General features: G+C 33.2%; 6 protein-coding genes and 1 pseudogene. 4 read left to right on the top strand and 3 right to left on the bottom strand.

Going from position 1 to position 5445, the window contains the following annotated elements:
* Window positions 1-261: pseudogene (locus J6D32_RS09200) on the top strand (CarD family transcriptional regulator); the annotation flags it as partial.
* 16 nt (window positions 262-277) lie between these two features.
* Here the strand turns inward: J6D32_RS09200 and J6D32_RS09195 are convergent.
* The 3 genes from J6D32_RS09195 to J6D32_RS09185 are packed head-to-tail and all read right to left on the bottom strand — an operon-like array spanning window position 278 to window position 2651.
* Window positions 278-808 carry a VanZ family protein gene (locus J6D32_RS09195; protein WP_055164369.1) on the bottom strand — a complete coding sequence of 177 codons (531 nt, stop codon included), beginning with the start codon at window positions 806-808 and terminating at the stop codon, window positions 278-280.
* 9 nt (window positions 809-817) lie between these two features.
* Window positions 818-2140 (bottom strand): DUF4179 domain-containing protein, encoded by a 1323-nt coding sequence (locus J6D32_RS09190; protein WP_006783858.1) that lies wholly within the window; start codon window positions 2138-2140, stop codon window positions 818-820.
* Window positions 2130-2651, bottom strand: a complete 522-nt coding sequence (locus tag J6D32_RS09185; protein WP_425598133.1) for an RNA polymerase sigma factor — start codon at window positions 2649-2651, stop codon at window positions 2130-2132. Before J6D32_RS09185 ends, J6D32_RS09190 begins: the two co-directional genes overlap by 11 nt.
* 185 nt (window positions 2652-2836) lie before the next feature.
* On the opposite strand from J6D32_RS09185, the gene J6D32_RS09180 reads away from it, so the two are divergent.
* From J6D32_RS09180 to J6D32_RS09170, 3 genes are all read left to right on the top strand, one after another.
* Window positions 2837-3592, top strand: coding sequence for a M15 family metallopeptidase (locus J6D32_RS09180; protein ID WP_006783856.1), 756 nt, complete (start codon window positions 2837-2839; stop codon window positions 3590-3592).
* Between the two features lie 159 nt (window positions 3593-3751).
* Window positions 3752-4456, top strand: coding sequence for a GntR family transcriptional regulator (locus J6D32_RS09175; protein WP_006783855.1), 705 nt, complete (start codon window positions 3752-3754; stop codon window positions 4454-4456).
* A gap of 17 nt (window positions 4457-4473) precedes the next feature.
* Complete coding sequence (locus J6D32_RS09170) at window positions 4474-5421, top strand: ROK family protein (protein WP_009607461.1); 948 nt, start codon at window positions 4474-4476, stop codon at window positions 5419-5421.
* Window positions 5422-5445: the final 24 nt, after the last annotated feature.

Genomic DNA, 5445 nt, shown 5'->3' with positions numbered 1-5445 from the left:
TTATTATGGATAAAAGATGATCGAGAACGAAACCAGAAATTCCGATGTATGGTGAAGCAAGGAAATTGTAGTGACTTAATCACGATTGTCAAGACAATTTACTCATATCGAACTTTAGAAGATTTTAAAGGAACACGATTAAATAAAAGTGATGATGAAGTTTTTGAAATAGCCGAAAAGTTATTGAATGAAGAATTAGGATTTATCTTGGATTTAAATCCTGAAGAGATTCCTAATTATATTGAACAATATATTGCTTAAAAGAAAAAGCCGTTGATTAGTCAATGGCTTTTTTGATGAGTTTGATCAGAAGATATCCGAGTAAGGCTCCTATTATATTAGAAAGTAAATCATCGATATCAGCAAATCGTCTTCCAAAATATTGTAGAGTTTCTATTAGTAAGGATGTGCATCCAGCTAATAGTAGGAGTTGAAGTAATGTAGGTTTTCTTAGTAATAGTGAAACTAATATTCCAAATGGAACATATAGGGCAACATTTAAGAAAACTTGTTTTAAAACGTAAGGTCCGTACTCAAAAACTTCACGTAGTGTATTGAGGATTGGGATTAGGTTAGGTGTGGCATGAAAACTGAAGAAATAAGAAAGTCTAATGTTAAAAAGTCCAGTTAGATTAGCGAGGGCAATCAAATAACAACAAAATGTAAATTCGATAAGGCATCTTTTGAAGGTAAAGTATTGTCGTTTTTTAGTGAACCATAGGCAAAGAACGACAAGTAAGTAGAGTAGTGTTCCAAGTAGGAGACAGGGGATGAATAATCCGATAAAGGTATAAAAGATAGTTAGCATGATGTTCTCCTATTCTGGTAGGGGGATTATCGTGTCATTGATTTGGATAGCTTCAATATTTTCAAGCTTTAATAAGGTTGGGTCAGAAAACTTTAATGTTGTTTCATCTTGAATGGTCATCGAAGTTCTTGAAGAAAGTGTTTTTCTAGCGCCATCTTTTAAAATTAAAGAAACTTGCCAATCTTCAGGTATTAATTCTCCTACGATATTTAACGTGATTCCAAGAGGAGAAATTTTTACTTCAGCCACTGTGGTGCTCCCTTGTTTAATATCTGTTTTTTGAGTAAACATCTCAGTTGTTGAGTCTAGTTTGAATTTCACATTCCAATTTCCTTCAGTATAAGTATCATTTGAAACAAAATCTCCGTGGAGATTGAAAGTGGAAAGTTCTTCTGGAGAGATTTCGAATATATATTCTGTCATGATACGCCCATATTCAGTTTCATTGTTTTCATTAACACCATAGCTAATGCTCCAACTTTTATTATTGACTCTACGATTAGATGAATCAGTGAAATAGAAATAACCATGATCATCGATGTTATCTTCTAGCCATCTTGTTTGGATATGAAGGCGATTATTGACATAACCAACATTTGTAATGGTTACGAAATCAAGACCTGGAATTTTAATGTCCATTTGATTAGGTTTTAACACTTGAATAGCTGTGTCATTCACTGTAATCAGACCACTACCACCTGAGGAATCATGCTCACCCAACGTGATAATTTCGGGAGTTGTGGATAACAGTTCATTCCAATCTAAAGGAACATCCATGTTATCATAGAATTTTTTATTGGTTAAGAATGATTGAATTCCAAAACGGATGCTTTTTCCGTTTAGGTGTTTTCCACCGTTACCTTGTAAGCGAAGGGTTGCTGTTTTTGTTTCCTTATTGTAATCAATGGTTTGTATATTTAAAATACTGACTCCATCAAGTGTGTAATTGTAAATGTCGAGTGTTTCGTCTAAGATATCTCCGTTTAAATCTTGTAGTGTGAGGTAGATAACGACTTGTTCCTCATCATTTAACGCGCCTAATACTTCGAGTCTGATGTCATTATCTTCGCTCACTAAATTAATCGGTTGAAGGGCATCAATCATTTCAGAGCTGATAAGATAGACGAGCTTTTGAAAAGTTGGAGTTGAGGCAGCAACAGGAAGTGCTAAAAATAGACAAAGACAAGTGGCTAATGTCATTTTTAGTCCTTTAGAAAAAGGTGATTTTTGAGTCAGTCTTTGGTGAACCTTTTCGTGTAAGTTGTCGACCTTTGGTGTATCAATCTGCTCAAGTAATTGTCTTAGTTGTTGTTCTTGGGTATTAAATTTCATTCATCATCACGCTCCCATTTGGTAAAGTTTCAATTAATTGTTCAGATAACTTTTTCCTTGCACGTTCATATCGTTTACGAAGCGTGGCAGCGGGCAGATTGTAAATAACTTCAAGCTCTTTGTAGTCACGCTCCTCGATAATGCGGTTGAAAATTAACGCGCGCTCCATTGTGGATAACTTTGCTAATGCCTCTTTAACTTCTTCACTCATGTGATGATCATTTTCTTGCTTTGGGAGAAAGAAGAGAAGCTTTCGCTTTCTAAGAATATCCATGCAGTGATGATAAGCAATACGATAAAGCCAAGCAGATAATGAACTACCGCTCCTAAATTGATGCCTTTTTTGATAAGCTTTAACAAATGTCATTTGTACGACATCTTCAGCTTCATGATAATCACACAAAATATTGTGACAATATCTCATGAGATTTTGGCCATATAGGGTGATTGCTTCATTTAACTCGATTTCTCCCCCATCTGAGAATGAAGCATTTAATTGTTCATGAGTCACCATTCATTCCCCTTTCGTCATACGTTAAATTTAAGTGTAGCATTAAATGAATAAATTTTCTTTACAATCTTATAACGCTCAAAAGGTGATTTTTGTGACACGAATTTTTAAAAAGTTGAAATAAAGGTAAATAAATGGTCCATAATAAATCAATTAAAAAATTTGAATTGAGGTAGGTGATTAAATTGGCTTATCAATATTGTTCGAAAAAACAACTTAGACTCATGGTAATTTCAACTGTCTTATTTTTTGTAGTAGGATTAAGTGTTGTGAATTACTTTAATCATAAAAAGGAAGAATTACATGCCTTTGTGATGGGAAATTTCTATGAAAAAATTGTCTGGGTTAACAATCCAGAAAATTTAACGGTTTTAGTCAATAAGAATTATCGCTTATCTGATGAGTATGAACCAGATGATTTAGTGTTACTAGAAGTTCCTCTTTATAATAGGGATAGCACTAATGAGTCTAATTACTTACGAAAATCTGCAGCGGATGCACTGAAGCAAATGTTTATTGTCGCCAAATCATATGGTTATAATTTAACAGCCCGCAGTGGATATCGTTCATATGTAACTCAAGTTGCCTTATATGATCGATATGTTTTTACAGATGGTGGAGAAGCAGCTGATACCTATAGTGCAAGAGCCGGTCATAGTGAACATCAAACGGGACTCGCAGTTGATATTACATCGGATTCTGTTAATGAAGAGTTAACGGTTGAGTTTGGTGAAACAGAAGAAGGGAAATGGGTAGCTGAGAATGCACATCGATTTGGTTTTATTATTAGATATCCAGAGGATAAAACGTTATTAACGGGTTATCAATATGAACCCTGGCATTTACGCTATGTCGGAATTGATGCTGCGACTGAAATTTATGAGAATGGCTGGATTTTAGAGGAATATATTTTAGAAAATAATTTACTAGATTTATTATAAAACGAAAAGCTGGATAAGTTTATCCAGCTTTTCGTTTTATAACAGATGAAATAGGATCTATATCATTTAATTTAAAAGTGTTTTCTGATTATAATTTGTAAACCTATATTTGATTTGTTATAATGTATTTAAGATATTTGAGGCAGAAGGTGTTATTTTATGAGTACAAAATATAAGCAAATAGTATCAGAACTTGAAGCGGATTTACTTTCGGGGAAGTATAATGAAGTGAAAAAATTACCTCGTGAAGAAGATTTAATTGAAAAATATCAGGTAAGTCGAACAACAATTAGAAAGGCCATTGCGATGCTTGTTAATAAAGGTTATGTTTACCAAGTGCAAGGTAGTGGTATTTTTATTAGAGAGGCTTCATTACAAGATTATGTGAGTTTAGAAAATTTAAAAGGACTTACGAGAGATTTTCCTGATAAAAAAATTGAAAGCAAATTAATAAATCTCATGGTCATTAATGCAGATGAAGATTTAGCTAAACAGATGAAGTGTGATGTTGGAACGGATATTTATTTCTTAGAACGATTAAGATATGTTAACGAGGAGCCATTTGCGGTTGAATATACTTATTTAAATAAAAATGTGATTCCTTATATGAGCGAAGAAATTGCTCATAGGTCTATTTATAGTTTTATTATCAATGATTTAAAATTGAGCATTGGATTTGCAGATAAGATTATTTATGCTGATAAGTTGGATAGTGAATCGGCACAGTTATTACAATTATCAGAAAATGATCCGACTTTAGTAATTGAAAATACAGTATTTTTAACGAATGGAACTGTATTTGAGGTATCTAAGGTCATTCATAATTATAAAAATACAAAATTATTAAAATTAGCTAATTTCTAATAGGGGTGTGTTTGAGAATGAAGTTTGTTGGAATTGATATCGGAGGAACAGGAATTAAAGCAGGAATCGTCAATGAATTTGGCGAAATTATAGTGAAAAGAGATTGTGTGACAGATTCTGAGGCTGGTTTTGATAAGGTTATGCAAGATATTTTTAATCTTGTCATGAGTTTATTAGATGAATCTCATTTAACGATGCAAGAAATTGGATCGATTGGTGTTGGAATTCCTAGTTTTATCAATCAAAAGGGTGAAGTAACATGTGTTAACCTTGGATGGCACCAGGTTAATATTGTGGATAAGCTAAAAGAAATGTTCCCAACTGTTAATACTTATGTTGAAAATGATGCAACAGTAGCAGCTATTGCAGAAAGTCATTTTGGAAGTATGAAAGGACATCCTATCGCTGTTATGCTAACACTTGGAACTGGTGTTGGTGGAGGAATTATTATTAATGGAATTCCATTTACAGGAGCTCATGGAATGGCCTCAGAAATTGGGCATGTTGTGATTGGAGAAAATTATTTTAATTGTAATTGTGGAAATAACGGGTGCTTTGAAACTTTCTGTTCAGCGACAGCTATTATTAAATATGCCCAACATTTATTAGCGGAAAATAAGAATACCTCAATTTATGCTAAATGTGAGGGGAAACTAGAGACTATTACAGCAAAAATGGTATTTGATGCTTATCGAGAGGAAGATAAAATAGCTAAACAAATTATTCAACGATTTAAGTCATATTTAGCTATTGGGATTGCGGGTATAATCAATACCCTTGATCCTCACATTATTGCAATTGGTGGAGGAGTTTCTAAATCAAGCGATATTATTTTGGATGGCTTAGACACTGAAATTAGAAAACATATTTTATATAAAAATGAAAAATTTGCAGATATCGTAGTTGCAACGCTTGGAAATGATGCGGGAATTATCGGTGCAGCTTTTTTAGGTGAAAAACGCTAGTTAAACTAGCGTTTTTTTTTATTT

The sequence above is a fragment of the Turicibacter sp. genome (genome assembly GCF_017941855.1).
Classification (GTDB): Bacteria; Bacillota_I; Bacilli_A; order MOL361; family Turicibacteraceae; genus Turicibacter; species Turicibacter sanguinis.
Note: the sequence above shows the minus strand (reverse complement) of the source record. Positions and strands in the feature narration are given on the sequence as shown.

Coding starts and splice junctions, on each gene's coding strand:
- J6D32_RS09195 (WP_055164369.1), bottom strand. CDS start 808: ATGCTAACTATCTTTTATACCTTTATCGGATTATTCATCCCCTGTCTC.
- J6D32_RS09190 (WP_006783858.1), bottom strand. CDS start 2,140: ATGAAATTTAATACCCAAGAACAACAACTAAGACAATTACTTGAGCAG.
- J6D32_RS09175 (WP_006783855.1), top strand. CDS start 3,752: ATGAGTACAAAATATAAGCAAATAGTATCAGAACTTGAAGCGGATTTA.
- J6D32_RS09170 (WP_009607461.1), top strand. CDS start 4,474: ATGAAGTTTGTTGGAATTGATATCGGAGGAACAGGAATTAAAGCAGGA.